This is a genomic window from Vicinamibacteria bacterium, assembly GCA_035620555.1.
Lineage (GTDB): Bacteria > Acidobacteriota > Vicinamibacteria > Marinacidobacterales > SMYC01 > DASPGQ01.
Genome location: DASPGQ010000574.1, coordinates 1 through 2,633 on the forward strand (window position 1 = coordinate 1; position 2,633 = coordinate 2,633).

Consider the following 2,633-nt stretch of genomic DNA (forward strand, 5'->3'; position numbering starts at 1 on the left):
CGTGCTGGTCCTCGTTTCCCGGATCCGCAACCGGGCCCGAAGCACCTTCGGCCGGCTCGAGATAGAACGTGGTGTTGCTCAGTCGCGGATTCGAAAGTCGGGGATTGGGGTCGCCCGTGTTCGAAAGGCGAGGATCGGCCACACTCGAGATGACCTCGTCCTGAAGCACAACGACTGGCGAGCACGTCGGATCGAGCATCCCGACTCCCGGCGCCGAGGCTGTTCTCTGGACGATGACCTGAAAAGCGTACTTGCCGCTTGCGAGCAGCTCGTCGGCGTTGGGAAGCGCCGTAAGGAGGCTGAAGACGCTCGTGGTGTTGCCCTCGTTGGTGACGGTGACGCTGGTCTGCGTGGTCGCAAGCGCGCTGTCGGGGAGAGCTTCGTTGGAAAGGCGCGGATTGGAGAGCCGAGGAGATGAAACCGACAGATTCGAGAGCCTCGGGTTGCTCGGGCCCAGATTCGAGAGCCTCGGGTTCGATAGCCGGGGCGCGTGAAACTCGCTGCTCGCGATGCCGCTGTTCGCAAGGGCGAAGGCGGAGGGCGCTTTGTTCAAGACCACGCGGGCGAGAAGCTCCTGCGAGAACGCGTCGCGCACGTCCACGCGAGCCGAGCCATCGATCACGACGGACCTCACGTAAACGGTTCGAGTCATGGTCGAGAAGGGCAGGATCTCGAAGTCGTCCGCGAGGGAAGACATGCCGTCGTCCTCCTGATCGAAGGAGACGAGGGTGCCGGGCTCGTTGCCAAAGGCTTCCAGGTTGACGAGGCGGGACTCCGCTGTCCGGTTCTCCACGTAGACAACGAAAGTTCGCGGCATCGGCGTGCCATCCGGCTGGAGCAACGGCTTGAAGATGCTGGGGCTCGAAGCGATGATGTCGGCCGTGATCTCGCTGGTGTAGATGTCCTGGTTTCGCGAGCCCGGGTTGAGACAGGAGAGCGCTCCCGAGCCCGGAGACGTGTACTGGTCCCAACTGCCGAGAATATCGCCCCCAGGAAAGACGACGTTGCGATTGTCGGTATGAATCTCGTGGAAGGACTGGCCGGGGACGTCTTCCGGTGAAATCGGCGACGCCCAGGTTTGATTCGTCTTGACGAGCGGAACGGCCGGCGTAAGGGATATGTAATCGCCATCGAACGGAACGGTTCCCGCGCGGAACATCGTCAGATTGGCGCGATGAACCGCCGGATATCCCTCGTTGATCTCCAGAATCCTAGGCTCCACACCCGGGGCGACAGAGTACTGAGAGACTTGAACCGAGGACCCGATCGGCTGACCCGTTTCCCGATCCAGGAGCACCGCGCGCACGTCCAGCTGCCTTTCGACGCCGCTCAGGTATCCGTCGAGCCCGAGGTTCGGATCTCGAGACTCATAATAAGAGAGCATCCATTGTCCCGCGCTATGCGAGATGGTGGGCATGACCTGCGGTCCTGCTGGTCGCTCGATGATGTCGCCGAGGCCCGGTTGGAACTCCTCTTCGATGCGCGGCGCGATGTCGGTGGCCCGCTGAGCGGTCCACGTTCGTCCCCGGTCTCGAGACAACGACAAGACGATACGTGGGCTTCCCAACGGATCGGGGACACCGACGGAATTCACGAGCTCCTGCCAGACGACCATGATTGTGTTTCCATCGGCGGCGATGCTCGGAAAGCCGTTCGTCCTGAACTGATCGAAATCCGTTGGTTGATCGAACGCCTGGATGGGGCCCGGCGTGATGGGTCGGGGCTTTGCGAACATGGGTCGCGAGCCACTGCCACCCTCATCTCTTTTTCGACCGGACGGGATCGTCGTCGCCATCGCAGGGGCAAAGCTCTGCGAGCTGGTGAAGTAGATCTGGTTGGTGAGGAAATCCCGCCAGACGACGTAGACGGTACCGTCGGTCGGGTTCACCGCAAGGGCCACCCCCTGGCTCAACATGAGCCCATCGCTGAGTTTCTTGGGCGAGGAGAAGCTCCGGCCTCCGTCCGTCGAGAATGCGAACTGGATGCTCGCGCGGGTCATGTTTCTCTGGAACTCGGCGTAGGCTATATAGACACTACCGAAAGCGGCACCTCCCCGAGGGACGTCGACCGCCATCGCGGGCTTGTCCACGAACCTGGAAGATGCTTTTTTCGCTCCCTCGGCGACGACGGTCGTGAAGTCATAAACGAAGCAGTTCCCGCCCTCGAGGTTGTTGCGGTCGGTGTATCGCGCCACGAAGATCTTGCTGAGGCCCTCTCGTGTGAAAGCGAGCCCCCCCAGATACATCAAGCCGTCGTGGGCCGGTACGAGCCACGGATCGCTCGCCGTCTCCAGGCCGCGCAGGGGCGAGGCAAGCGACGCGGGAGATACGTCGTTGGGAGAGCCGGGCACGAGGCTGCCAACCCAGGTCTGCCCCCGGTTGCATGAGCGGTATACACCGATCCAGGCATCCGGAACGGCCGCGGGTGAGCCGAGCCCCTTTCCCCCGCTGGGAATGCCCAACCATTTCGCGAAAGTGTGAGAGACAGAAGCGACCAGCGACTGGAAGAATCCCTCGTTCGTCTCCCCCAGGCCGAAATCGTCGGCGACGTCTATGGTGCGGTAGTCGTTGGCGGCCGCTAGCAGGTGCTCCGCGTTGACGCTCGACGCGCCGATCACCGGCTCGTTTTGCCGC

The 2,633-nt window shown here is 62.5% G+C and carries 1 protein-coding gene; it reads right to left on the reverse strand.

Annotated features, from left to right (window positions below):
- On the reverse strand, positions 1-2,633 hold a 2,633-nt coding region (locus VEK15_23220), incomplete at both ends, for a sialidase family protein (GenBank protein ID HXV63631.1).